Source organism: Streptomyces apocyni (assembly GCF_009739465.1).
Taxonomy (GTDB): Bacteria; Actinomycetota; Actinomycetes; order Streptomycetales; family Streptomycetaceae; genus Streptomyces; species Streptomyces apocyni.
This window is the reverse complement of record NZ_WHOM01000040.1, coordinates 179,910-204,546: the sequence shown is the minus strand read 5'-3', so window position 1 is coordinate 204,546 and position 24,637 is coordinate 179,910. Positions and strand designations below refer to the sequence as shown.

Here is a 24,637-nt window from a genome sequence, read left to right as displayed (position 1 = left end):
AGAAAAGGCGCGAACACCCTCCAGGGGATCAAGTCCCCTGGAGGGTCGGCCCGCTGAGCCCTGGGAGCTGCTCCCTGAGCCCTCGGGCTACTTCTCGCTGAGCCCTGGGACTACTTCTTGGGCTGGGTCGCGACCTTGATCTCGCCGTCGGCGATCTTCTTCTTCGCCTCGTCGACCGCGGCGATGGTCTCCGTCATCTTGACGAACTCCGGGTTCGACTTGGAGTAGCCGACGCCGTCCTGGGCCAGGTCGGCGGAGACGATGCCGGACTGCGGCTTACCGTCCTGGACCGACTTGACGAAGTCGTACACCGAGCCTTCGACGTTCTTGAGCATCGAGGTCAGGATGACCTCCTTGACGCCCGAGAGTGCCGGGATCTTGTACTGGTCCGAGTCGACACCGAGGCCCCAGGCGTCGCCCTTGGTCTTGATCGCCTCGAAGGCACCGCCGCCGGAGCCACCGGCCGCCGGGTAGATGACGTCGGCCTTCTTGGAGAGCATGCCGCTGGCGATGCGCTTACCACCGGCCGGGTCCGCGAAGCCCTTGAAGTCGGGCATCTGCGTGATGTACTCGGTCAGCACCGTGACATCGGAGTTGGTGTCCGCGACGCCCTGCTTGAAGCCGGCCTCGAACTTCTTGATCAGCGGAGTGTCCACACCGCCGATGAAGCCGACCGTGTCGGTCTTGGTGGTCTTGGCGGCGACCACGCCCATCAGGTACGAACCCTGCTCCTCGGTGAAGACCAGGTTCGCGACGTTCTTGGTCTGCAGCGACGAGTCGTCGACGACCGCGAAGCTCGTCTTCGGGAACTTCTTGGCCACCTCGTCGATGGACTTGGCGTACGCGAAGCCGACACCGATGACCGGGTTGTAGCCCTGGCGCGCCATCTCGGTCAGGCGCTGCACCTTGTCAGCGTCGGACTCGCCATCCTTCGGCTCCTTCTCGGTGCCGCCGATGTCGAATTCCTTCTTCGCCTTGTCAAAGCCCGCGGCGGCCGCGTCGTTGAACGACTGGTCACCACGGCCGCCGACGTCGTAGGCGAGGCCGATGCCCTTCCCGTTCGAGTTCGAGCTGCTGCTGGACTTGTCACCACTGTCGTTGCCACACGCGGTGGCAGCGAAGGCAAGAGCAGTGGTGGCTACACCACTGACGACGATCTTGGTCACCCGGCGCACGATGGGTCCCCTTCACTCAAGGAAGCGCCCCGACCGGGGCTGACTTACCGGGAGCTTAACGCGCGTAGATGTCGCGTAAAGAGGGGTTCAGAGCCTGTTATCCAATCGAAGCGTTTCGGACAGGTGCCAGTTGGCTTCGGAGAGGTAAAACCGCAGGTCACCATTTGTTCCGGGCGGGAACAAGCGGGGGCGACAGCGCGCCCACGCCGCGCCGTCAGCGAGTTCGGCCCCTGGTCTCCGCGTCGAGGAGCGCCGCGGCGGTGAAGAGTTCGACGCCGACCTCGATGGCTGATTCGTCTGCGTCGAAGTCGCCCTGGTGGAGGTCGCGGACCGTGTGCTCGCCCGGTGTGCGCACGCCCAGGCGGGCCATCGCGCCCGGTACGTGCTCCAGGTACCAGGAGAAGTCCTCGCCGCCGAGGCTCTGTTCGGTGCCCTCGACCGCGTGGGGCCCTCGGCGGGCCGTCATGGCGTCGTGCAGCAGGTCCGTGACGGCCGGGTCGTTGACGACCGGGGGGACGCCACGGATGTAGTTGATCTCCGACTTGGCGCGGTACAGGTCGGAGATCTCCTGGATGGCGGCGTGCACCAGGTCCGGCGCCTGTCGCCAGGCGGCCAGGTCCAAGCAGCGGACGGTGCCGGAGAGCTCGGCGTGCTGCGGGATGACGTTGCAGGCGTGGCCTGCCTCGATCCGGCCCCAGGTGACGGCGAGCCCGGAGCGTGTGTCGATCCGGCGCGAGACCAGGGCGGGAACCTCCGTGACGACCTTGGCGGCGGCGGTGACCAGGTCGGTGGTGAGGTGCGGGCGCGCGGTGTGCCCGCCCGCGCCATCCAGGGAGACCTCCAGGCGGTCGCAGGCGGAGGTGATCGGGCCGTGGCGTAGTCCGATGCGTCCGGCGTCGACCCGTGGGTCGCAGTGCACCGCGATGATCCGGCCGACCCCCTCCAGGACGCCGGACTCGATGGCGTCGGCCGCCCCGCCGGGCAGCACCTCCTCGGCGGGCTGGAAGATCAGCCGTACGGGAGCGGGGAGGCGGCCCTCACGGTCGAGCTCGGCCAGGACCAGGCCCGCGCCGAGCACGGCGGTGGTGTGCACGTCGTGGCCGCAGGCGTGGGCGCGGCCCGGGACGGTGGACCGGTAGGGGCTGCTGGTCTTGGCGTCCGGGATGGGCAGGGCGTCGATGTCGGCGCGGAGGGCGAGCATGGGGCGCGTTCCGTCGTGCGTTCCTTCGGGCGTACGTGCGTGCGTGCCGATGTCGCACATCAGACCGGTGCCGGTGTCCAGGACCCTGGGTCTGAGCCCCGCGCGTTCCAGGCGTTCCTTGAGAGCCGCGGTCGTCCGGAACTCCTGGTTGCCGAGTTCGGGGTGCATATGCAAGTCGCGGCGGAAGGCGATGAGTTCGGCGCGCAGCGGCTCGGGCAGCGCGCCGGGGAGTGCCTCCGCTGGCGCGGACTCAGTATCGGACTCGGCTTCGGACTCGCGCGACTTCAGTTGGTTCACCCTGTGAAGGGTAGAGCGACGCATGGGCCAACTCACCCACGATCAACAAAAGTTAATCCGGATTGGCGTAAGAAAATGGGTCGAGGCACGCATGAGCCGCTTGCCTGGAGGGTATGACCTCTTGTTCGCTCTCTGTCTATGCCATGCGTACGGACTGGAGTCGATGCACGTCACGGGCCGTTCCGGTGACGCCGGACAGGAAGCCCTGGGCGCGCGGCGAGGCGTGGTTCGTCAGCCAGCTGGGGTCGATATCACAGACCGCGACCTCGACGCCGGTGCCGACCAGCGCGCGGGGCAGGGTGTGTACCACGGTTGACGGGAAGCTCAGGATCGTACGCCCGATGGGGCCTCGGCGAGCGATCAGCTCCAGCGGGAGGTCGGGACGTACCACCTCTAGTCCGGTCGCGGTAGACAGCGCGTGCAGCTTCTCGGGGAGCTCTCTACGGTGGGCGAAGTAGCGCGTCGCACCGTGGGTGCGGGCGAGTCGGCTGACCGCTTCGAGGTAGCGGTCACGGTCGACGACGCCCGTTTCGACCAGTGAAGTGCCCACCAGGTCCGCGCTCTTGGTGATCCTCGGCGGGCCGAAGCGGGAGCGAGTCCAGGAGAAGTCGTTCTCGGTGACGCGGATACCCGTGGGGGCGTCCGTCGGTATCGGCATGGAGGAGAAGATCTCGACGGTGCGTTCGCCGGACGGGATGAGACGGCGTCGGGCCGAAGCGGAGAAGGGCGCGAAGGCCAGGTCCCGCGCGCCGGGGCGGCCGCCGCGCCGGTGCCAGCGCACCAGGCGCTCGCCGCTGGCGAGTTGGGCGATGAACTCCATGGTCGCCGTGCCGTCGTCGACCACGACCAGGTCGCGGGCGGTGGTGAGGGTGAGCAGCAGTTGCACGTAGCGCGAGAACGGGTCGCCGATGACCACCCGGCGTGCGGTGCGCAGCATCCGGGTGAGCGCGCTGATGGTCTTCACCGGCGCGCTGGCGCCGCCCCGAGCCTCCTCCCAGCGCACGGTGTGCCCCTCGTCGCGCGCCAGCTCGGCCATCCGGCGCAGCTGGCCGCGTGACATGGGGTCGACCGGGGACAGCACGATGAGGGTGAGGCCGGTACGAGCCCGGGGGTGGTCGCTGGACGGAGCCTCGCACGCGGCGTCGGTGTGCGCCCACTCCAGCACGTTGAGCAGCTGGACCGGGCTCTCCACGAACGCGAGGGTGTCGGCCGGGTCGGCTGCGGCCGGGTCAGCGGGGCGAGCGGACGGGGCTGGCGCCCCCGAGAGCTCGGGGGCGCCAGCGGGTCCGTGCGAGTTCATCACCGTGAGGTGTCCGGCTGCCCGTCAGACCGCGGCCGGCTCGCGGTCGGTGAGCTGCGCCTCCGCCTCGGCGATCACACCGCTGACGCGGCGGAGCTTCTTCATCGGGCCGAGCTCGGACTCGTACACCTTCTTGACGCCGTCGCCGAGCGAGGCCTCGATGGTGCGGATGTCGCGGACCAGGCGCGACAGGCCCTGCGGCTCGACGGACGCGGCCTGGTCGGAGCCCCACATGGCGCGGTCCAGGGTGATGTGGCGCTCCACGAAGGTGGCGCCGAGCGCGACGGCGGCGAGGGTGGTCTGCAGGCCCGTCTCGTGGCCCGAGTAGCCGATCGGGACGTTCGGGAACTCGCCCTGAAGCGTGTTGATGACGCGCAGGTTGAGCTCCTCGGCCTTCGCCGGGTACGTGGAGGTGGCGTGGCAGAGCAGGATGTTGTCGCTGCCCAGGACCTCGACCGCGTGGCGGATCTGCTTCGGGGTCGACATGCCGGTGGAGAGGATGATCGTGCGGCCGGTGGCGCGCAGGGAGCGCAGCAGCTCGTCGTCGGTGAGCGAGGCCGAGGCGACCTTGTGGGCGGGGATGTCGAACTTCTCCAGGAAGGCGACGGCCTCGGTGTCCCACGGGGAGGCGAACCAGTCGATGCCGCGCTTCTTGCAGTGCTCGTCGATGGCCTGGTAGTCGGTCTCGTTGAACTCGACGCGGTGCCGGTAGTCGATGTACGTCATCCGGCCCCAGGGGGTGTCGCGCTCGATGTCCCACTGGTCGCGCGGGGTGCAGATCTCCGGGGTGCGCTTTTGGAACTTGACCGCGTCGCAGCCCGCTTCGGCGGCCACGTCGATCAGCTTGAAGGCGTTCTCAAGGTCGCCGTTGTGGTTGATGCCGATCTCGCCGGTGATGTAGACGGGGCGGCCGGGGCCCGCGGTCTTGTTGCCGAGGGTGCGGAGGCGGGACGTGGACGTGCTCATGGCGGGGGTTCCTTACGTGGCTCGGTGATGCTGAGAGGTGGGGAAGAGAGGAAGAGAAAGAAGAGGTGAGAGGGAAAGTCAGGGGGTCGTCAGGGACGGGCCGAGGAGCCAGGTCGCGATCTCCCGGATGGCGCCGTCGCCGCCCGCCGTGGTCGTGACGGACCTGGCGGCGTCCCGTACGACGTCGTGGGCGCTGGCGACCGCGACCGGCCAGCCGACCAGGCCGAAGCAGGGAAGGTCGTTGACGTCGTTGCCCGCGTAGAGGACGCGCTCGGGTGCGACGCTCTGCTCCTCGCACCACTGTTTGAGCGCGAGGTCCTTGCGGTCGATGCCGTGCAGGACGGGGATCTGGAGCTTCTTGGCGCGGGCCGCGACGACCGGGTTCTGCTCGGTGGACAGGATCAGCAGCTTGAGGCCCGCCTTGCGCAGGGCCGCGATGCCGAGTCCGTCGCCACGGTGTACGGCGACGATCTCGCGGCCGTCGGCGTCGATCAGCACCCGGTCGTCGGTCTGGGTGCCGTCGAAGTCGATGACCACGGCGTCGATGTCGTCGCCGGTGGGGCGGGCGGACGCGGGCTCCTCCAGGTCCGTGGGACCGGTAGGGCTGGTGGGGCTGGTGGGGCCGGTGGAGTCTGTGGGGCCCGTGGGGCCCGTGGGGCCCGTGGGGCCCGTGGGGCCCGTGGGGCCCGTGGGGCCCGTGGGGCCCGTGGTGTCGGCTCGGTCGAGCAGCGGGGCCAGGGCGCGGGCGCGGGCCAGGTCGTGCGGGTCGTCGACCTCCAGGACGCGGGCCGGGTCGGTCCGTACCAGCGCGGTGTGGCCGAAGAACCGGTGCTTGTGCTCGCGGAACCCGACGGCCGCCATGGCGTAGGCCGCGCCGGTCTCCAGCAGGTCCTGGGGGCGGTCCTGGCGGCGGGGGCGGAAGGACTTGTCGTGGTTGACGCCGTATCCACCCGTGGTGGAGGTGGCGGCGGCGGTGGCGGTTCCGGTGGCCTGGGCGGCGCCGGAGGCCGCCCGTACCGGCCGTTCCTCCGGGGCGAGTTCGTCCGCGCTGTCGCGCCAGACGAAGCCGTGGAAGCTGGCCACCGTCAGCGCGGTGTCGGCGCCGTGCTCGACGACCTCCGCCGCGACCCCGTCGATGTCCTCGCGGACCAGGAAGGGGCTGGTGCACTGGACCAGCAGCACCACGTCCATCGACGCGCCGTGCAGCGACTCGTGGGCGTCCATCGCGTGCAGCACCGCGGCCTCGCTGGTGGCCGTGTCACCGGCGATCGCGGCGGGGCGCAACACCACGTCGGCGCCTGCCGTGCGGGCCACGTCCGCGATGGCCGGGTCGTCGGTGGAGACGACGACGTCGGTGACCAGGCGGGCGGCCAGGCATTCCCGTACGGCCCTGGCGACCAGCGGTAGGCCGCTGACCGGGGCGAGGTTCTTGGCGGGTACGCCCTTGGAGCCGCCGCGCGCGGGGATCACGGCGAGTACCCGGCGTCTTGGCTTCACGTCCGCTTCCTGGTGGTTCATGTTCATGGGGTGGCCTCCTCGCGGGCCTGGGGTGACGTCGTCGGGGCCCTGAGGCCGGGGTGCTGGGGCCCGGGATACTGGGGCCGGGATGCTGGGGAGGTCACAACTTGCCCAGGCGGCGCAGGGCGGGGGCCACGCGCTGAGCCCCGTAGCGGTAGGCGCCGCGGGCCGCGCCGCGGGTGACCTTGCGCATGGTGTGCCGGATACCCCGGGCCGCGACCGGCTCGGGGGCCTGGGGCAGCGGGGTGCCGTCGGGTGCGAGCCGGTGCCTGGCCAGCAGCGACGGCAGGTATCCGGGGGCGGTCACCGGGTTGTAGTACGGGGCGACAGGCGGCAGTTCGGGGGCCTGGCGGAGTTCGGCGATGCGCTTGCGGGCCGCGTCGAAGCAGCTCTCGTACCCGCCGTCGGCGGCGACGCCCTGCACCGCCACCCAGTCCGGGTTCGGCTCCGGGATGTGCCCCTGGTCGAGCTGGTCCCAGGAGGCCAGGCAGCCGGAGCCGATGAAGTGGTGGTTGCCCAGCCGCTCGCGTACGCCGAGGTCGGTGAGGATGGCGGTGGGGATACGGCGGTGCAGCGACTCCAGCGCGGCCGTGGAGCTGACCGTCACGAGCAGCGAGGTGCGGTCGAGTACCTCGCCCATGTTCCCGTAGACGAGACGGCAGTTGTCCGGCAGGCCCACATCCTCGGCCAGCCGCTGGTACGGCAGGTTCTCCACGTGCGTGGTGTGCTCACCCGGCAGCGAGCGCAGCTTGATCAGGACCTCGCGGTCCGGATGCGCCCGTGCGTGGTCCGCCATCCGGTTCAGCAGGTACAGCCGGTCCGTACGGGTCTTCGGCACGGAGGGCTGGACCGCGAAGGTGACCGTGTACGGGTCGTGGTCCTGGTGCGGGGCGCCGCCGAGGAACGGCAGCGCGGCCTCCACCACGCTGTCGGCGCTGGCGCCCACCCCCTCGTACACCGCGCGGAAACGCTCCGCGTCCTGGCGGGAGTTGGCGAGCACGATGTCCGCGCCGTGCCGCAGCAGCAGGCCGTCGGCCAGCTTCTCGTACACCACGCCGACATAGCCGGTGACGAGTACCGGGCGCCTCCCGCGTCCCTGCCAGACCTTGGCGAGCCCGTGCAGCATCGCCTGCACCCCGCCGCCGACGAGCGCCAGCACGACCACGTCGTACTGCTCCGGGTCCTGCTCCATCTCGCTGAGGAACTCGGCCGACGTGAGCTCGCGCAGGCTGTCCGCCTGGACGCCGACCTCCTCCAGCTGACGCGCGGTGGGCGTGGCCCGGCCGCGGAGCAGGAGGCCGTCGAGCCGGCTCTCCGGAGCGATCCGGTGCGCGGTGAGCGCCCCCCACTTCCAACGCGTGTCGGAATCGGCGAGTACGGCGACGCGCTGCGTTCGTTCATTGCTTTCTGGCACGTCGAAGAAGCTAGAAAGGAATTCACGTGGATGGCCCAACTCGGGCGCAACAAAGGGTTAACAGCACCTCGACAATTAACCAACCAGCCTTGCTTACCTGGGAGTTAACCACCCGTCCACATATCGTTCACGAGGCATCTCCTCGCGGGTCAATGCGAATGCCGGTCGACTGACTAACGTCGCCTCAATGAAGCTCTTCGTCATACCTCTGTTCCCCCTCGACTCGCCGCGGATGACGCTCCCGTGACGCGCGACCTCGGCAACACCACACTCCCGAAGCCCTCTCCGGGAGTGAGTTCCACCGGTACACAGGACACCCGCGCACAGAACACCCGCGCCCCGGACACCCGCGCCCCGGCCTCCCGGTCCGCGCCCCGGCTGCGCGCGCTGGACGCGCTGCGGCTGCTGGCCGCGCTGATGGTCGCTGGCTTTCACTACGGCGGCCGGGGCGACGGCGATGTGGCCGTCGCCTGGGGTACCTCGACCCAGGTTCAGTTTCCCACCGCGCACGGCTGGTTGGCCTTCGGCAACCTGGGCGTGCAGATCTTCTTCGTGATCAGCGGTTTCGTGATCTGTATGAGCGGCTGGGGCAAACCCCTGCGCGCCTTCTTCGCCTCCCGGGCCGCGCGGCTGCTGCCCTCGTACTGGGTGGCGGTCGTCCTGGTCACCGTGGTCTTCGCGCTCCCCTCGGTGGCGTACGAGACGGTCTCGGCCAGCGACGCGCTGCTCAACCTCACCCTGCTCCAACAGCCACTCGGCGCCGATCGGGTGCTCGGGGTGTGCTGGACGCTCTGGGTGGAGTTGCGGTTTTACGCCCTGTTCGCGCTGTGCGTCATGTTGCCGGGCGCCAACAGACAGCGCATCGTGCTGTTCTGCGCGGTGTGGACGCTGGCCGCGGCGATCACCGAGCAGGCGGACCACGAGCTGCTACGGCTGGTGGTGATGCCGCAGCACGCGCCGTTCTTCATCGGCGGCATCGGGCTGTACCTGGTGTACCGCAACCGGCGGGACGTCACCGCCTGGGGCATCGTGGCGGTCAGTTGGCTGACCGGCCAGCACCACGCCGTTGACCGGCTCATGGACGGGGCTGACGCGGCGGCCTACCCGCCGCACCCGTCGCTGGTCGCCATCGCGATCGTCACGGCCGGTTTCGCGGCCGTCGCGGCGATCGCGCTGGGTGCGCTGGACTGGGCGGACTGGGGCTGGCTGACCACCGCGGGGGCGCTGACGTACCCGTTCTACCTGGTGCACGAGCATCTGGGCTGGGTGGTGATCGGTCTGCTGCACCGGGGGCTCGGGCTTCCGTCGTCCGTGACGGTCGCGGTGACGGTGGCGCTGATGCTGCTGGTGGCCTGGGCGCTGCACCGTGGCGTGGAGCGGCGGCTCACGCCGCTGCTGCGGGCGCGGCTGACGTCTGGTGGTGCTTCCCCACGCCGCCCCTTCCCGTGACGTGACCGGTGCTCAGAACGCGTCCGTGGGGACGTAAGTCCCCCACACCTCGCGCAGCGCGTCGCAGACCTCGCCCACCGTGGCCCGCGCCTTCAGCGCGTCCTTCATCGGGTACAGCACGTTCGCGTCGCCCCTGGCCGCGTCCCGCAGCGCCGCCAGCGCCGCGTCCACCGCCCGCTGGTCGCGCTCGGCGCGCAGCTTGGCCAGGCGTTCGGCCTGCTGGGCCTCGATCGCGGGGTCGACGCGCAGCGGCTCGTACGGCTCCTCCTCTTCGAGCTGGAAGCGGTTGACGCCGACCACGACGCGCTCGCCGGAGTCGGTCTCCTGGGCGATGCGGTACGCGCTGCGCTCGATCTCGTTCTTCTGGAAGCCGTGCTCGATGGCGCTGACCGCGCCGCCGAGGTCCTCGACCCTCGCCATCAGGTCCAGCGCGGCCGCCTCCACGTCGTCGGTCATCTTCTCGACGACGTACGAACCCGCGAACGGGTCGACGGTGGCGGTCACATCGGTCTCGTACGCCAGGACCTGCTGGGTGCGCAGCGCGAGCCGGGCCGACTTGTCCGTCGGCAGCGCGATCGCCTCGTCGAAGGAGTTGGTGTGCAGCGACTGCGTACCGCCGAGCACCGCCGCCAGCCCCTGGACCGCGACCCGTACGAGATTGACCTCGGGCTGCTGGGCGGTGAGCTGGACGCCCGCGGTCTGCGTGTGGAAGCGCAGCATCAGCGACTTGGGGTTCTTGGCGCCGAACTCCTCCCTCATCACCTTCGCCCAGATCCGGCGCGCGGCACGGAACTTGGCGACCTCTTCGAGGATCGTCGTACGGGAGACGAAGAAGAAGGAGAGCCGGGGCGCGAAGGCGTCGACGTCCATTCCGGCCGCCACCGCCGTACGGACGTACTCGATGCCGTCCGCGAGCGTGAACGCGATCTCCTGCGCGGGCGAGGCACCCGCCTCGGCCATGTGGTAGCCGGAGATCGAGATGGTGTTCCACTTCGGGATCTCGGCCTTGCAGTACTTGAAGATGTCCGCGATCAGCCGCAGTGACGGCTTGGGCGGGAAGATGTACGTGCCGCGGGCGATGTACTCCTTGAGTACATCGTTCTGGATGGTGCCGGTGAGCTGGTCGGCGGCGACACCCTGCTCCTCGCCGACGAGCTGGTACAGGAGCAGCAGCAGCGCGCCGGGGGCGTTGATCGTCATCGACGTGGAGACCTTGTCCAGCGGAATGCCGCCGAACAGAATCCGCATGTCGTCGATCGAGTCGATGGCGACACCGACCTTGCCGACCTCGCCGGACGCGATCGGCGCGTCGCTGTCATGGCCCATCTGGGTCGGCAGGTCGAAGGCGACCGAGAGCCCCATCGTGCCGTTGGCGATCAGCTGCTTGTAGCGGGCGTTGGACTCGACGGCCGTGCCGAAGCCCGCGTACTGACGCATCGTCCAGGGGCGCCCGGTGTACATCGACGGGTAGACACCCCGGGTGAAGGGGTACGTGCCCGGTTCGCCCAGCTTCTCGGCCGGGTCCCAGTCGTCGCCCAGGGCCTCAGGTCCGTAGACCGGCTCGATGGGCAGTCCGGACTCAGACTCGCGCGCCATGTGCTGTGCCTCCTGCTACTCGCCGGTAATCGTTGGCCTCGCGACGGACTGTAGCGGCGGAGGCGCGTCGGGTGGAGGTCACCTCGCTGGGACCTTGCTCACAAGCACCTCACCGGGTGGGCGCGTCGCGTTCGCCTTCCATGATGCGCGGGAAGTCTCTCCGTATGGGGGGGCAGCGGCAGTGGGGGGAACACATGCGCGGAAGAGCCGTGATCCGTCGGGCGTCTGCCACGGCGGTCGTGGCGGTCGCCGTGGGGGCCGTCGTGACGGGCTGTAAGGCCGATGTGGTGGACGGGGCGGCGGGTGGCGGCGAGGACGGGGTGGGGGGCAAACGACCGCCACCGCTGACGTCGTCGCCGAGCCCGCCGAGCCCGCCGGGGACGCGGCCCGCGAAGACTCCGACAACCGCCCCGACGGCCACTCCGACGGCCAGTCCGACGACCGCCCCGACCACCGCCCCCGCGCGGTCCAAGGCGGCCCCGGCCCTGAAGGTCCTGCTCGCCGAGGGTGATCAGGGCGAGCGCGTACGGGAGCTCCAGGCGCGGCTGCGGCAGATCGGCTGGTTCGGTGGGCCCGGGCCCACCGGGCGGTACGACGCGGCCACGGTCTCCGCGGTCAAGGGCTTCCAGGCCAAGCGCGGCCTGCCCGCGACCGGCGAGACCGACGAGGCCAGCTGGCGGCGGCTGCTCGACATGACCCGTAAGCCAGGCTTCTTCGAGCGGTACGCGGCGGGCGACCAGCCGCCCGCCAAGCCTGATCCGCGGTGCCTGGAGGGCCGGGTCCTGTGCATCAGCAAGAAGAGCCGCACCCTGACGTGGATGGTCGACGGCAGGGCCCTGTCGACGGTGGACGTGCGGTTCGGCTCGCAGTACACACCGACGCGCGACGGCGAGTTCACCGTGTACTGGAAGTCCCGGCACCATCACTCGACGCTGTACGACACTCCGATGCCGTACGCGATGTTCTTCAGCGGCGGCCAGGCGGTGCACTACTCGTCGGACTTCGCGGACCGCGGCTACGGCGGGACGTCGCACGGCTGCGTGAACGTACGCCAGGAGAAGAAGATCGCCGACCTCTTCGCGCAAGTGCGGACGGGCGACAGGGTGGTCATCTACTGGTGACCCGGGGTGCTCAGAGGGCGAGGGTGGGACCGGGGGAACGTGTCCCACCCTCGCCTGATGCACAGAGCCGGGGGTACGGGGGGAACCTCGGCTCGTGCAATCGCCGATGACCAGTCGGCTCACTTCATACTGCGCCATGGGGGCCGAAAGTGTTACACCCCCCGGAAAATCAGGAGCTGAGTGGCTCCACGGCCAGCCCGTCCGGGGCGGTTCCGAGGTGGCTGGTGACCGAGGAGCCGCCGTCGTCCAGGCTCCGTTCGGCGGTGTCCACCTGGTCCTTGCCCGCGCCTCGGCTGGTCTGGGGCGCGGGGCGACGGTCAGCGCCGGGCCCGCCACTGCCGCGCTTGTCCTTGTCGTCGGCGTCGGCGCCGTCGTTACGAGGAGCACCGTCGCTGCCGCCGCCCTGTGCCGCGAGGGCGCGGTCGCAGAGCTTCGCCACGTTCCCGGCGCCGTTGGCCGCACGCTCAAGGAGGCGCCGCTTGTCCGCGGCCAGTGGCTTGCCGCTCTGGTAGTCGCGGCAGACGCTGACCACCCGCTGGTACAGGTCGCGCTTCTGCTCGGGGGTGAGCTCGTCGGTCGGGTCGGGCTTCCTGGTGCTGGGGCCGCCCTGCTGGTCCTGCTCGCCCCGCTGGTCCTGCTGGTCGTCGTCTGGGGTGCTGGCGCCGGGCGCCGGGGATTCCGTACGGCCGTCGGGTGCGGTGGGCTCCGTACTGCCGCCGCTGGACGGGGCATCGTCGGTGTCGTCGCCGTCGCTCTCGACGGGGTGCGGCTGGCTCGGGTGCGGCGAGACGTGGGACGGGGGTGTGCCGGCCACCGAGACGGAGGCGCCGGGCTTCGGCTCGCCGCTGGTGCCGCCTCCGCCGTCAAACGGCGTGGGCAGCACTCCGGTGCCGGCCGCGACGGCGACGCCGCCGAGCGTGCAGGCGGCGAGCGCCGCGGCGGCCGCGAAGCGCACGACGGGCAGGCGGCGGGCGCCGCGCCGCCGCAGGCCCCAGTGGGCACGGGCTGGCAGCCCGTCGGAGGGGTTGCCCACGACGGAACCGGGAGCGGCGGCGCCGGGAGCGGCGGCGGCTGCCGCGCGAGCCTGCCGGAACGCGGCCAGCGCGGCGGCCTCTCCAGGCACCTCACCGGCTGGGGGCTCGCCGTGCGGCGGCAGTCCGCCGCGCGCGGCACCGAGTGCCTCGGCGAGCCGCTGGGCTCGCATCCGCGAAGAGGTGTCCGAGGCGTCGAGTACGGCGTCGAGGGGCTCGCCGCGCAGCAAAAGCTCCGCGGCGTCCTCGTCCAGCCACTTGTCGTACTCCTCGGCCATCACATGTCCTTCTGCGTCCGCGAACGCGAATGCGTCACACCATCGGGGCCCGCCGGAGAGCTCGCCGGGTGCCCGTCGCGCCCCCGCTGCGGCGGTACGGCGGCCAGCCCTTCGGCGTCGTCAGCTGCCTCACCGAGCAGCTCCGCGAGGCGCTTGAGGCCGCGGTGCGCGGAGGTGCGTACGGCACCGGGACGCTTGCCCAGCGTCTCCGCCGCGCTCTTCGCGTCGAGGCCGACGACCACGCGCAGGACGACGGCCTCGGCCTGGTCCTGGGGCAGCTGGGATATCAGCGCGAAGGTGTCGCCGGTGGCGAGGGCCTCCAGTGCCTCGCCCGCGGTGTCCGCGTCACCGGGCTTCACGGTGAGCTCCGTCTCGTCGCCGCCGACGGCGGGGCGGCGGCTGCGCATCCGGATGTGGTCGAGCGCGCGGTTGCGGGCGATACGGGCCGCCCAGCCGCGGAACCGGTCCGCGTCGCCGTCGAACCGGTCGAGGTCGCGGGCGATCTGTAGCCAGGCCTCCGACGTCACGTCCTCGGCGTCGACGTCGCCGACGAGTGTCCGCACGTACCCCAGGAGCCGCGGGTGCACAGCGCGGTACACAGAACGGAACCCACTCTCGTCCCCGCCCTGTGCCGCGAGCACCGCGGTGGTCAGCTCCGCGTCGTCCCCCAGCACTAACTTCTCCCTAGCCCGGCGCGATGCAGAACGGTACGGCCTGATGCGCCGTCCGTCCATGTTTGTACAACATGCAACAACATGGTCGCCAAGCGGGGTGTGACAGAAAACGCACGCACGGCGCTGAAGGGAGTACGGGCCGTCACACGGTCCGTACCGTGCGTCGGTCGGGGCCTCTCCTGTGGGGGGTGGCGGCCCCGACCGCGCATCCTCATCTCTATGGCCTGAACTGGGGTTATGCGGAAGGTCGCTCGCCGCCATGGCCCACCGCGTGACCAGCGCGTCCGGGAGTCCGCCCATCCGGCCAAGGCCGGTGCGCCGCGCCGTTCCCGGGGCCAGCGATCCGATCAGTGGCCACTCCGAGAACGCTCACTCAGCGGAACGCACCCTCGCCCCGGACAGCACGAACCGCGACCGCAGGACTCAGAAGAGCGTCTCGCAGTTCGCCCGGGTCTCGATCCGGATGTCGCATCGGTCGGCTACGCCCGGCCCTCCGTTGCCGAAGTCGCCCGCACCAGAGGGATCGGTCAGCAGATCGTTGCCGCCGCCACCGTGAAGTCGGTCGTTGCCCGCACCGCCGTCAAGGTCGTCGGCGCCTGCCTGGCCATGGAGAACATCCGGTCCGGCGCCGCCGTTGAGGGTGTCGGGCCCGGCCCCGCCGTAGATGGTGTCCGGGCCCGCGCCACCAGAGATCCGGTCGACCCCCGCCCTGCCATAGAGCGTGTCGCCGCCCCCGCCACCGGAAATCCGGTCGGCACCTGCTCGGCCGTCGATTAAGTCGGCGCCGGCACCCCCGTCCAGGGTGTCGGCTCCGGCGCCCCCGATGAGGCGGTCGTTGCCCGCACCGCCGAGCACGGTGTCTGGGCCGACGCCGCCGAAAACGGTGTCAGCGCCGCCCCGGCCCTCGATGTGGTCCCTGCCTCGCCCCCCGTTGATCCAGTCAGCGCCACTGCCCCCGATGACCGTGTCCGCACCGGCTCCGGCACAGATGATGTGGTTACCGGCGCCGCCGAGGATGATGACGTCGTTGCCAGCTCCGGTGGAGACCACCAGGCGGCTGTCGGAGTTCAGCACGATCCGGTCGCTGCCGTCCGTGCCGACGATGTCGGCAGCCACACCGTTGCATTTCGCCGCTGGCGCGGCATGCGCCGCCGTCGGCAGCGTGAAAGCCATCGCACCGGCCAGCATGGTCACGACAAGAGCCTGTCTCGTAGTGCTCATCAGATTTCCCTTCAGGTTGAACACAGGACTTTGGTTGGGACGGGCCACTGGGGCTCTCCCGCTTTCCGCTGCCGGAAGCAGCTCGGGCTACGCCCCAGCGATGTGTATCGTGCCGTGTCGGGAACAGCTTGTGACGGACCGATCACGCCAGGTTTCAGGACGGCGGGATAGTGGCTTCTTGAGCCTGCCCAGTGCCGGAGGCGCAGGCCGACGGCGCCGCCCACGCATGCCGCACCTCGCCGCACACGCCTCACGCCGGAACCTCCACTGAGGTTTTCAATCGCACCGGCCTGGGAATCTGGTCTACGCCGAGAGGGGGAGACGGGTGGCGGATTCAGACTCCGAAGGTTCTTCGAATCGAACGGCTCGAATTGCCGTGGTCGTTGCGATAATTACCGCAGTGGGGACTATCAGCGCCGCAGCCGTAACCGGAGTGTTCGGCCTGTTAGGAAACGGCGATTCCACCGAGGAAAAGGGTGCGCCGCCGAGCGCATCGGAATCTCCGAGTGGCACTCAGTCGGTCGCCCAGTCAGCGCCCCCGAGCGCCTCGGGTTCTCCGAGTACCGTTCAATCCGCGCCGCCCCCGAGCGCCCCTGGCGTAGTGGGCGATCCCGTGATGGTGGGAACCTGGGAAGGCTCCTACCGATGCGACGACGTCAAGGGAGTGCGGCTGGTCATCGTGAGCGACCCCGAGGTGGGTGAGGGTGGATTGCGGGCGACCGTGATCTTCTACCCCAAGGATGGAAACGCGGGCAGCCCTCTGGGGCAATACGCCTCAAAAGGAAGCTTCACCAGTGACACCTTCGTACTCAACGGGGACTACTGGATCGATAAACCCGCTGGTTACGGCATGACGGATCTCACGGCAGACGCCCCTGAAGGAGATCCACTCGTCTTGAAGGGCGCCATGAATGGCTACGGTTGCAAGCACTTCGAGGTGACGAAGGTATCCAAGGAGGCGACCCCACCCCCACTGTGATCAAGTGGGGCTCCACCTACCCGGACAGTGTGCGAACTCACTCGGCGGCCGCGCCGTCCCGGCAGCTGGTCAGAGGCGCGGGGTGCGTGACCCGGAGCTTGGACTGGCCGTGCGGCAGTCGCTCCCAGTCGTCCATGAAGCGGGCGCTCAGGCCGTGCTTCTCGGCGAGCTGGATCAGCGTCCGGGGACGGTAGTAGAAGTCCTCGCCGAGCACCTGGTGTTCGGTGCCCTCGGTGCGGTCGAAGGTGAAGTCGAAGAAGCCGTCAGGGGCCAGCACCCGTCCGACGTGGGAGAGGCATTCGTCGATGACCTCCAGCGGCGAGTGCGAGAACACGCTGTGCGCGTGCACCACCGTGAAGTACCCGTCGGGAAGGAAGTCCAGCGTCAGGTCCGCGACGGGGGTGAGATGCGGCACCTTCTGCTGGAGGTCGTACCGGACCAGGGTCTTCTTCGCCTCGATGAGGATCTCGGGCGAGATGTCGATCCCGAAGTAGTGCCCGGGCTCCAGGTACTCGATGAACCGCCACCCGGCGCGCAGATTGCCGCACCCGATCTCCAGCACCCGGTCCTGCGGCTTCAGCCCATGCCCCAGCAGGTAGTCGTACTGCATCTGCCCGATGGCCAGCCAGCGCGCGTGCGACGGCCCGCCGCCGACCGCGGCCTCGGGACTGCGCGCGGCGTCCGACGCCATCACCGCCCGGTAGTACGCGACGTGACTCCCGCGGTGCCGGAACCGCAGCCAGCCGTCCCTCGCCGACCGGCGCAGGTAGGGCACCACACGCTGTGGATGACGCAGTGCGTAACGCACCTTGTACCCCAGCCGCGAACGGTTCGTCGACAGGGGCGCGGCCGATGAGCTGGGCATGAGGGTCTCCGTGCCTTCCGTCCGGTCCGTAGGCATCACCTGTCCGGATGGTAACCACGGGGGGCCGACACAGCCTGTCTTCCGTGGAGGCTCCCCGGCTCGCCCTCACTCCTTCGGGAATAACCGCTCGGCCGAGTGCCTCACCGGCCTGGTGAGGCACCACAACCACCGGCAGCGTGCAGGAGCGGACACCAGCCGCGGGCACACGCCGCGGGCGCCGTCATCGGCCGGACCGTCGACGTCGAAGGAGACCGGACCATCCAGGAGCCACGTTTGATCTCCGGCTCGCGACAAGAGGTGCCGGATGACGCACAGCGAGAACAGACGCGAGGCGGCCGAGGCCGCCGAGGACACCCGGGCCGCCTAGGACACGGTGTGCGGCGGCGCGCCCTCAAACCCGGCGCGGCCGCCCGGCCAGTGCTGTGGCTGACGGCCGTCGCCGCCGCCTTCACGCTCGTCCAGCTCGTCCTGGTGGTGCCGGGTCTGGGGCTGGGCTGGGACGAGACGGTGTACGTCAGCCAGGTCAGCCCGCAGGCCCCGGCGGCGTTCTTCAGCGCGCCGCGTGCCCGGGGTGTCACCTTCCTCGTCGCCCCCGTCACGGCGGTGACCACCTCCACCCTGGCGCTGCGCGTCTACCTGGCACTGCTCTCCGGCGGCGCGTTGTTCAGCGCGCTGTGGGTGTGGCGGCGGATGCTTCCCACTCCCGTACTCGCGGTCGCCGGGGCGCTGTTCGCGAGCCTGTGGATCACGATGTTCTACGGCCCGCAGGTGATGCCCAACCTCTGGGTCGCGTACGGGGCGCTCATCGCCGTCGGCTGCTTCCTGCGCGCCGCCCGCCGACCCGGCCCCTGGGTGCTGACCGGCGTGGCCGCGGGGGTCGGACTCGCCTCGCTCATGCGTCCCACCGACGCGGTATGGCTGGCCCTGCCGCTCGCGGTGGCGGCCCTGCTGATGCGGGTGCGGCGCCAGGTGCTGCTGCTCCTCATGCTCGCTACGGGCCTGGCGATCGGCTGGGCCGGTTGGGTCATCGAGGCGTACGTACGGTACGGCGGCCTCTTCGCGCGGCTGCGGCGCGCCAGCGACATCCAGGGGCACCTGGGCGCGTACTTCGCCATCGACGACCACGTACGCGCGCTGAGCGGCCGCACCCTGTGCCGCCCCTGCGACGTGCCCTGGCAGCACCCCGTCACCAGTGTGTGGTTCCTCGCACTGCCGTTGCTCGTCGCGGGCGGCGTATGGGCGGCGGCCCGCACCCGGCACCGGGCCGCCATCGTCCTCGCGACCGGTACCGGACTGGCGCTGGCCGCACCGTACTTGTTCACCGTCGGCTACGCGGCGCCGCGCTTCCTGCTGCCCGCGTACGCCCTGCTGAGCCTGCCGGTGGCGCAGTGCCTGGTCCGCGTCTCGCGGGTCCGGCCGCGGTGGCGCCGGGCCGCCGTAGCGCTCGTCGCCGTGGCGGTCGCCGCGCATCTGGCGGTCCAGTTCCGGATCCTCGACAGTACGACGCACCGCGTACGTGGCTATATCGCCGACCAGAACCGCGTCGCCGCCGAACTGCGCGCGCAGGGCGTACGCCCGCCGTGCGTGATCACAGGGGAGGAGGCCATCCGGGTCGCGTTCGACATCGGCTGCGCCTCCCGCCAGCCCAGCGGTCACGACGAGAGCATCACGCCCGGCGGACTCGCCGCCATGGCCCGGCAGCGGCCGGTCGCCGTCCTGCGCTCCGACGAGCGGCCTCCCCCGGCCTACGCCCGCCGCTGGCGCGTCCACCCGCTCCCGGACCTGCACCACCGGACTGGCCTCCGTGCCTACCTGTCTCCCACGGCGTCCCCGCTGGGTCAGGCACCGGCTCGATGAGGTGAGGTGCGGTGAGGTGCGGTGAGGTGCGGTGCGGTGCGGTGCGGTGAGGTACCGCGGACCGTGCGCTGGCTACGGCCGACTCGACCGGGACGGACTTGGTCGCGAGCCTGGCCGGTTCGCCCTCGTCAGGCCCGCGACCAACGCGCCGAGAACGGCCCGCAGCGCGGCCCGGCGCCACGGGGAACGTGGCCGCCAGTCGTCCCGTCGCCGGGTGAGCCACGTACGGACGCCGGACGCGTGCGAGGCACGGAAGGCGGCGACTGCGGCGGACTCGGCGCCCGGGTCGACGGCGGACGGCCGCGCGGCGGCGGAGAGCAGCGCGTCGAGCCGAGCCGGGTCAGGCAGCTCTCCGGAGGGCGGCGGCCGGTCGGTACTCATCCTGTATCCCCCAGCGTCCGGGTGTCGTCATCCGTCACATCGCCGGGCCGCCCCAACTGTCCCGCCAGTCTCTTCAACCCCCGGTACACCGCCGTCCGTACGGCTCCCGGGCGCTTGCCCAGCACCCGTGCGGCAGCGGGCCCGTCGAGCCCGACGACGACGCGTAGCAGCACCGCCTCGGCCTGGTCCCGTGGCAGCCCCGCGATCAGTCCGAGCGCGTGCTCGGTGGAGATCGCCTCCATGGCCTCGGCGGGGGTGTCCAGGTTGCCCGCGACCTCCAGCAGCTGGGACTCAAGCCCGCCCGCGCGCGGCCGTTTCTTCTGCCGCCGCAGATGGTCGAGCGCCCGGTGCCGCGCGATGGTCGCCGTCCAGCCACGGAACCCCGCACCGTCACCCCGGAAACGCCCCAGATCACGGGCGATCTCCAGCCAGGCATCCGCCGCCACGTCCTCGGCCTCGTCGCCGACGAGCCCCCGCAGGAAGCCAAGCATTCCGGGCTGCACCAGCCGGTACGCGACCGCGAAGGCCCCCTCGTCCCCCTCCTGTGCCCGAGCGACGGCCGCCCCGAGTTCCCCGTCGTACGCACGCGCGCGACGGGACTCCCCACCCTGGCCCAATACGCCCCTCTTCGCCCCGGTCCGGCATGGACCACCGTGTCGATGACCTGTCCATGACCCCACCCGTACAGCGCTCAACCGCGCAGAAACGTCACAGAGAACTCAGGGGCCTCCGGCGCTACCGAGAGCAAGCGCGCTACGGGCACGGGGTCGCCGCCCCCGTCAGGCCTGGCCGCCCCGCGCCCGGCGGGAGACCACCGCGCGCAGCACCCGGCGGCCCTCCGTGGACACCTCGAGCGCCTGGCGCAGGCCGCCCGCGCCGCGCGTTGCCAGCAGCTCCAGGATCTCGGTCTGGCGGCGGAGTTCGCCCGCGACCAGGGGTCCGGCGCTCTCGGTGATGCCCTGGCGCAGCTTCTCCGACGGCACCTCGTCGTCGGCCGCCGTGCCAAGGAGCCGGTGGATCTGCAACGCCGCCACCGAGCAGGCGTCGGCCCAGCCGCGCAGCGCGTCCGGCGAGCGCCGCTCTGGTACGGCGTCGAGCATCCGGCGAGTGAGGGCGGACGGTTCGTCCTCGGCGTCGGCGGCGGCCGGGGCGCCCGAGGGCGCGAGGGTGGCCCGTACCTCCGCCAGCTGCTCCGACCAGTCCTCGCCGTGCTCCAGCCGCGCCCACAGCGGACGCAGCGCGTCATCCGGGGCGCCGGAGTCGCCCAGCAGGGGCAGGCACCGGTCGAGGCACGCGAGGCCGCTCGCGGCCAGGCCGCGCTCATCGGCTTCGGCCATCTGTTCCACGAGGCTCATGAACATCTCCTGTTGCGGACGCTGACTCCCTTACTGCGTTCCGCCTCCCGGAAATGTCACAGGGTCATGATCCCCTCACAGAAACGTCACGCCTCGCTCACGGCTCAGTTCGCTGCTCAGTTCGCGGCCCAGCTCACGGCTCGGTCATGCCTCCGGAAGGCCCAGCCGCTCCAGGAACCGGAAGAAGAGCAGCTCCGCGGAGGGCTCGGCGGCCGCGGTCAGGACCTCGGTGAGCTCCGCGGCCGTGGCCTGCTGCCCGGCCTCCGCCGCCCAGGCGACGGCCCGCTCGGCGGCGTCCCTGGCGGGCAGGAACAGGTCGTCCGGTTCCTTGCCGTCGGCGCTCAGGTACCCGGCCATCGCCTCGCGGTCCAGGCAGGCGTTCCACGCCCCGCTTTCGGGGCCCGCCGCCTCGACGGCCACGCACTCGCTGTCCATCACGAAACCGAACAGCGCGGGCGCCCCGGTCTCCCGCGCCAGTGAGGTCATCGAGCCCACCTCCGGCACCGCGGCCTCCCAGATCTGCCAGCCGCCATCCCGCCGCTCGTGCAGGGTGAGCCCTTCGCTCACGGCGCTGAGCGCGTCCAGTTCCGCCAGCGGCCGCTCGCTGCGGCCCACCACGTAGTAGCCCCAGAAACCCATATGTGTCCCCCATATCCCCCGTGCGCAACACAGCGGTTCAGCCAGTTCGGCCGGTTCAGCGGTTCAGCCGGTCCGGTCAAATCCATCACACCTGACCGGAACTCCGCCACCGAATCCGCAGCAGAATCCCGGATCAGGTCAGTTTCCCGGCGAGGCGTACGAACTCCGGCCAGGGCTTCGACGGTTCCCTCGGGTCCCACACCTTCTGCGCCAGCGCCCGCAGCGGCAGCCGCACCCCCGCCGCCACCTGGGCAGGTGTCTGCGCGTCGGCGAGGTCGCACCACACGGCGAGCCGGGCGCCGAGGATCTGGTCGTCATAGACGGCCGGGACCGGCTGGCTGCCGCGCAGGACCAGCGGGGTCCACTCCTGGTAGATCCGCCGCCCTGTCGGGTAACGGAATTCGTTGGGTTCGCCGAGGACGTAGTAGAGGTACTCGTCGTTGAGGTTGACCACGTCGCGGCCCGCGCTCAGATACTCCACTGGCTCGCGCGCGCCCAGTTCCTTCCCGGTCCAGTACTCGACCTCGATATCCGCCGCCGCCTCGACGGTGCCGCCGCGATAGAAGCCGTCGTTCCAGGCCTTGGGCCGCTTGTCGTGCGAACGGACCACGTCGGCCCGGTCGTTCAGCCACCCGGTCGCCAGGTCCCGCACCCGGGCCGCTGGCCCGTAGCGCTCGCGCGCGAGGCGGGCCAGTTGCGGATACGAGGCCTCCGGGTCGCGCGCCGTCAGCGCCAGGTACTCGTCGGCGCCCAAGTGCCAGTAGCTGCCGGGGAACAGTTCCGCGTACTCGTTCAGCAGGTCGTCGATGACGCGCGCGGCGCCCGGCTTGGAGATGTCGATGGCGCCGCGCGCGGGCCGCCCGTTGACGTCGCGCAACTGGAGGTCGGGGTGGGCCTTCAGGACCGCGCCGAGGTGCCCCGGCGAGTCGATCTCCGGGATGACGGTGATGTGCAGCCGCGCGGCGAGCCGCACGATGCGCCGGACCTCGGCCTTGGTGAGCCGCTGGGCGGAGACCACCTCGGGGTGCGAGGACGACTCGATACGGAACGCCTGGTCGTCGGAGAAGTGCAGGCCCAGCTGGTTGTACTTGAGGTCGGCGAGTTCGCGTACCCGGCTCTCGATCCAGCCCGCGGTGAAATGCTTGCGCGCGGTGTCGAGCATGAACCCGCGCTGCGGCTTGGCCGGACGGTCGCGTATGACACCCTCCGGCGCCGCGCCGTCCGCACGTATCGCCTGCTTGAGCGTGCGCGTGCCGTAGAAGACCCCGGCCTCACCGGTCCCGGAGATCCGCACCCGCCGCTCGCGCACGGTGAGGGTGTACGCCTCGGAGTCCGCCTGGCCCGACGCGAGGGCGAGTTCGACGTCCCCCGCGCGGGCTTTCGCCCCCTCGCGGTACGTCAGCCTCAGCTCACCGGCGAGGAGCCGCCCCTCGTCCGCCAGGTGCCTGGCGTCCGCCTTGGCGACCACGACCCGGCCGCCGTCGGCGGGCCGCCAGCCGGGGCCACGGGCCGCCTGGTGCTCTCGTACGGAGGGGATGGTGCTCGGCGCCTTGGACAGCGGGTACGTGGACGGGCTCGGCTCGTCGGTCGGCGCGCCGTCCGCAGTCCGAGTCGGCGGGGCTTCCGGCGGGGACGCCGTGGCTGGGGACGTCGCGGGCGGCGGGCTGTCCGTACCGTCGCGTCCGGCGGGGCTACCGGTGCCGTTCCCGTCCGGCCACAGCGTCAGCGTCAGCACGGCGGCGCCTCCCGCGACCAGCCCGCCCGCGAGGAGCGCCCGCCGTCCGCTCACGGGCCGCCCGCGCCGCCCGCGCCGACTCACCACGCCGCGTCCGGCGCGCGGGCAGCCCCCAACACAGAACCCGACACAGAACCCGATACGGACCCCGACACGCCCGCACAGGACCCCATAGCCGAGAATATTCGCGTCACGTCAGAAACCTCCCATGAGGGGCGCGGCTACGACTCCAAAACGACTCCGTCGTCCACCGGGCGTTCCGAAACTCTCCCATCCGGGTGAATTTCGCGCATCCGGCGGACGTCACTCCTGACACGTCGATAGCGTGGCGCCACTCCCTTGCCACCGCTCTCGCCGTTGCCTGCTTCCCCTGCTTCCCCTTTTCCTGCTCTGGAGCGCACGCTGCCCACGCCCACCGCTTCCACCGTGCACCCGGGACTCGAGCTGTTCAACCGCGCCCCCGTGGCCGCCACCGAGACCGCCCTGCTCCGGTGCTGCGCCAGCCCGCTGTGGGCGCGGCGGGTCGCCGCCCACCGCCCGTACCCGGACCTGGACGCGCTGCTCGCCGCCGTCGACGAGGCCAGCTACGACCTGCCGCTCGCCGACCGCACCGCCGCCCTGGCGGCGGAGGAGCCGCCGCGCCCAGGGCACGGCGACACGCCGCGCGCCGCGCTCACCGCGCTGAGCGCGGCCCACTGCGCGTACGAGAGCCGGTTCGGCCACGCGTTCGTGATCAGCCTGGCCGGGGTCCGCCCCTCGGAGCAGCTCGACCACACCCTGTCCGAGCTGCGCGCCCGGCTGGCCAACGAGCCGGAGGACGAGCGCGTGCTCGCCGCCGAGGAGCTGCGCGAACTGGCCAGGACCCGGGTCACCCGCCTCGTACAGAAGTTCCCAGAACAGCAGGAGCGGCAGGACCGCCAGGGCCGCCAGGAGCGCCAGACCCTCCAAGCACTCCACGCGGCCCAGGAAGTCCACACGGTCCAGACAGCCCAGGCGGCCGGAAAAGCGGGAAAAGCACGGCAAGCTCCGGATTCCGGACAACCTGATAGCCCGTACGTGGCTGTTTGATCACACCTGAGGACCCCGGGCGAGCGCACCGACAACTCGTCGATACGATGACGAGCGGCCGGTGGACCGTACCCGGCCGGGTCAGACCGACATCGAAGCCGGCCGACCCTAATCCCCGCTCCCGGAGGGTTCTTCCGTGCCGGCTGGAACGCTGTACCGCGGCCGGGAAGGCATGTGGTCATGGGTGGCTCATCGAGTCACCGGTGTCCTCATTTTCTTCTTCCTGTTCGTGCACGTCCTCGACACCGCTCTCGTCCGCGTCTCCCCCGAGGCGTACGACACTGTCGTGGCTACCTACAAGACGCCGATCGTGGCACTGCTGGAGTACGGCCTGGTGGCCGCAGTCCTCTTCCACGCACTGAACGGTCTGCGCGTCATCGCCGTCGACTTCTGGTCGAAGGGCCCTCGCTACCAGAAGCAGATGCTGTGGACCGTGGTCGGCTTCTGGGCCGTGCTGATGGCCGGGGCGCTCTACCCCGTCCTTGGCCACGCATTCCGTGAACTGTTCGGGAGCTGA

Annotated in this window: 22 protein-coding genes; 6 read left to right on the top strand and 16 right to left on the bottom strand. The window is 70.8% G+C overall.

From position 1 onward, the window contains the following. Window positions 1-110 precede the first annotated feature (110 nt). The 6 genes from GCN81_RS08230 to GCN81_RS08200 form a co-directional block, all read right to left on the bottom strand. The gene (locus GCN81_RS08230) at window positions 111-1,175 is read right to left on the bottom strand and encodes a BMP family lipoprotein (RefSeq protein WP_156723188.1); all 1,065 of its coding nucleotides are present in this window, start codon (window positions 1,173-1,175) and stop codon (window positions 111-113) included. A 214-nt stretch (window positions 1,176-1,389) separates the two neighbouring features. Then, a complete protein-coding gene (locus tag GCN81_RS08225) occupies window positions 1,390-2,673 on the bottom strand; it encodes an amidohydrolase (protein ID WP_231626493.1) in 1,284 nt (427 codons plus the stop codon). A gap of 136 nt (window positions 2,674-2,809) precedes the next feature. Then, window positions 2,810-3,973 (bottom strand): hypothetical protein, encoded by a 1,164-nt coding sequence (locus GCN81_RS08220; RefSeq protein ID WP_231626491.1) that lies wholly within the window; start codon window positions 3,971-3,973, stop codon window positions 2,810-2,812. Window positions 3,974-3,997: 24 nt separating this feature from the next. Beyond that, window positions 3,998-4,939 carry an N-acetylneuraminate synthase family protein gene (locus GCN81_RS08215; protein ID WP_156723184.1) on the bottom strand — a complete coding sequence of 314 codons (942 nt, stop codon included), beginning with the start codon at window positions 4,937-4,939 and terminating at the stop codon, window positions 3,998-4,000. 78 nt (window positions 4,940-5,017) lie between these two features. Further along, window positions 5,018-6,457, bottom strand: coding sequence for an acylneuraminate cytidylyltransferase (locus GCN81_RS32260; protein WP_231626524.1), 1,440 nt, complete (start codon window positions 6,455-6,457; stop codon window positions 5,018-5,020). 100 nt (window positions 6,458-6,557) lie between these two features. Beyond that, window positions 6,558-7,871 carry a DUF6716 putative glycosyltransferase gene (locus tag GCN81_RS08200; RefSeq protein ID WP_156723183.1) on the bottom strand — a complete coding sequence of 438 codons (1,314 nt, stop codon included), beginning with the start codon at window positions 7,869-7,871 and terminating at the stop codon, window positions 6,558-6,560. Window positions 7,872-8,114: 243 nt separating this feature from the next. Here GCN81_RS08200 and GCN81_RS08195 point away from each other — a divergent pair, with 243 nt between their 5' ends. Beyond that, window positions 8,115-9,320, top strand: a complete 1,206-nt coding sequence (locus GCN81_RS08195; protein WP_156723181.1) for an acyltransferase family protein — start codon at window positions 8,115-8,117, stop codon at window positions 9,318-9,320. Window positions 9,321-9,332: 12 nt separating this feature from the next. Here the strand turns inward: GCN81_RS08195 and GCN81_RS08190 are convergent, their stop codons facing one another. Beyond that, complete coding sequence (locus GCN81_RS08190) at window positions 9,333-10,916, bottom strand: acyl-CoA mutase large subunit family protein (RefSeq protein ID WP_156723178.1); 1,584 nt, start codon at window positions 10,914-10,916, stop codon at window positions 9,333-9,335. Between the two features lie 194 nt (window positions 10,917-11,110). Here GCN81_RS08190 and GCN81_RS08185 point away from each other — a divergent pair, with 194 nt between their 5' ends. Further along, the gene (locus GCN81_RS08185) at window positions 11,111-12,037 is read left to right on the top strand and encodes a L,D-transpeptidase family protein (protein WP_156723176.1); all 927 of its coding nucleotides are present in this window, start codon (window positions 11,111-11,113) and stop codon (window positions 12,035-12,037) included. A 169-nt stretch (window positions 12,038-12,206) separates the two neighbouring features. On the opposite strand, the gene GCN81_RS08180 is transcribed toward GCN81_RS08185, so the two are convergent. From GCN81_RS08180 to GCN81_RS08170, 3 genes are all read right to left on the bottom strand, one after another. Then, window positions 12,207-13,346: a hypothetical protein gene (locus tag GCN81_RS08180; protein ID WP_156723175.1), complete on the bottom strand. Its 1,140-nt coding sequence runs from the start codon at window positions 13,344-13,346 to the stop codon at window positions 12,207-12,209. After that, window positions 13,346-14,020: an RNA polymerase sigma factor gene (locus GCN81_RS08175; RefSeq protein WP_156723173.1), complete on the bottom strand. Its 675-nt coding sequence runs from the start codon at window positions 14,018-14,020 to the stop codon at window positions 13,346-13,348. Before GCN81_RS08175 ends, GCN81_RS08180 begins: the two co-directional genes overlap by 1 nt. Window positions 14,021-14,443: 423 nt before the next feature. After that, on the bottom strand, window positions 14,444-15,241 hold the full coding sequence (locus GCN81_RS08170) for a calcium-binding protein (protein ID WP_156723171.1): 798 nt from the start codon (window positions 15,239-15,241) through the stop codon (window positions 14,444-14,446). A 601-nt stretch (window positions 15,242-15,842) separates the two neighbouring features. On the opposite strand from GCN81_RS08170, the gene GCN81_RS08165 reads away from it, so the two are divergent. Further along, a complete protein-coding gene (locus GCN81_RS08165) occupies window positions 15,843-16,220 on the top strand; it encodes a hypothetical protein (protein ID WP_156723169.1) in 378 nt (125 codons plus the stop codon). A gap of 37 nt (window positions 16,221-16,257) precedes the next feature. Here the strand turns inward: GCN81_RS08165 and GCN81_RS08160 are convergent, their stop codons facing one another. Continuing rightward, window positions 16,258-17,085: a class I SAM-dependent methyltransferase gene (locus GCN81_RS08160; RefSeq protein WP_156723167.1), complete on the bottom strand. Its 828-nt coding sequence runs from the start codon at window positions 17,083-17,085 to the stop codon at window positions 16,258-16,260. 375 nt (window positions 17,086-17,460) lie between these two features. Between GCN81_RS08160 and GCN81_RS08155 the strand changes: the two genes are divergently transcribed. Next, window positions 17,461-18,942 (top strand): hypothetical protein, encoded by a 1,482-nt coding sequence (locus tag GCN81_RS08155; protein WP_156723165.1) that lies wholly within the window; start codon window positions 17,461-17,463, stop codon window positions 18,940-18,942. A gap of 72 nt (window positions 18,943-19,014) precedes the next feature. Here the strand turns inward: GCN81_RS08155 and GCN81_RS31780 are convergent, their stop codons facing one another. From GCN81_RS31780 to GCN81_RS08130, 5 genes are all read right to left on the bottom strand, one after another. Continuing rightward, the gene (locus tag GCN81_RS31780; protein WP_197287526.1) at window positions 19,015-19,323 is read right to left on the bottom strand and encodes a hypothetical protein; all 309 of its coding nucleotides are present in this window, start codon (window positions 19,321-19,323) and stop codon (window positions 19,015-19,017) included. Further along, window positions 19,320-19,940 carry an RNA polymerase sigma factor gene (locus GCN81_RS08145; RefSeq protein ID WP_156723164.1) on the bottom strand — a complete coding sequence of 207 codons (621 nt, stop codon included), beginning with the start codon at window positions 19,938-19,940 and terminating at the stop codon, window positions 19,320-19,322. Before GCN81_RS08145 ends, GCN81_RS31780 begins: the two co-directional genes overlap by 4 nt. Window positions 19,941-20,102: 162 nt before the next feature. Beyond that, entirely contained in the window at window positions 20,103-20,678 is a 576-nt protein-coding gene (locus tag GCN81_RS08140; protein WP_156723162.1) for a hypothetical protein, read from the bottom strand. Between the two features lie 144 nt (window positions 20,679-20,822). Continuing rightward, the gene (locus GCN81_RS08135; protein WP_156723160.1) at window positions 20,823-21,317 is read right to left on the bottom strand and encodes a hypothetical protein; all 495 of its coding nucleotides are present in this window, start codon (window positions 21,315-21,317) and stop codon (window positions 20,823-20,825) included. A gap of 133 nt (window positions 21,318-21,450) precedes the next feature. Beyond that, complete coding sequence (locus GCN81_RS08130; RefSeq protein WP_231626488.1) at window positions 21,451-23,106, bottom strand: beta-N-acetylhexosaminidase; 1,656 nt, start codon at window positions 23,104-23,106, stop codon at window positions 21,451-21,453. Window positions 23,107-23,478: 372 nt separating this feature from the next. Between GCN81_RS08130 and GCN81_RS08125 the strand changes: the two genes are divergently transcribed. Further along, complete coding sequence (locus GCN81_RS08125) at window positions 23,479-24,120, top strand: 2-oxo-4-hydroxy-4-carboxy-5-ureidoimidazoline decarboxylase (RefSeq protein WP_231626485.1); 642 nt, start codon at window positions 23,479-23,481, stop codon at window positions 24,118-24,120. Window positions 24,121-24,256: 136 nt separating this feature from the next. After that, entirely contained in the window at window positions 24,257-24,637 is a 381-nt protein-coding gene (gene sdhC / locus GCN81_RS08120; RefSeq protein WP_156723159.1) for a succinate dehydrogenase, cytochrome b556 subunit, read from the top strand.